Origin of the sequence: Prevotella falsenii DSM 22864 = JCM 15124 (assembly GCF_000613945.1) — a bacterium.
Lineage (GTDB): Bacteria > Bacteroidota > Bacteroidia > Bacteroidales > Bacteroidaceae > Prevotella > Prevotella falsenii.
On record NZ_BAJY01000088.1, the window covers coordinates 1 to 642 of the forward strand.

The 642-nt window shown below is 31.2% G+C and carries 1 protein-coding gene; it reads right to left on the reverse strand.

The features are described from left to right. Positions 1 to 437: 437 nt before the first annotated feature. Positions 438 to 642: hypothetical protein (locus tag JCM15124_RS16255; RefSeq protein WP_198019148.1), on the reverse strand; the 205-nt coding region annotated here is incomplete at its 5' end.

Consider the following 642-nt stretch of genomic DNA (forward strand, 5'->3'; position numbering starts at 1 on the left):
AGTTTATTTTAAATTCTAACTTTTTCATAACTGTACTGTTTCAATGTCTCTTACAAGGCAGATAATTCTTTTAAACACATTACCTTACTTTAATATTCTGTTTTCATATAGTAACGTAATACAACTGCAAAGTTAGATAAAAAGTATTTGAATAGCAAATAAAAAGATACTAAAAAGATAAGTATCTACAAATAGTAATATAACAAATAGTTAAATACTATTTCTCAAGAAGTAAAGAAAAGAACCGTATTTACTGATGGGAATATAAGCAAAAAGCGGCGTCTTTGTACCCTTTAGTACTATCAAAGTAAAGCTTCAGTGAATTAGAAAAATAGGTATGTTCCTTTGAAAACAAAGCATTGGCAAATTACTTACGTGTAGAAAAATATTTATTTACACGTAAAGAAGAATTTACATACACGTAAAGAAATATTTATTTACGTGTAAATAATTTCTTCGACAAGCGTTTTCGTGATTTTTCCCAATATCAATAGATGCACTTTATCGTCATTAACAACTTCAATAGACACCTCTTTCGGATTGATAGACACAAGCTGAAAAGGCTGTGCTGAGAAAGTAGATGCTCGGTCTGACGTCCGATACGCAGTGTTTGTAGCTTGCTCGGCAGGCAAACGGCAGGTT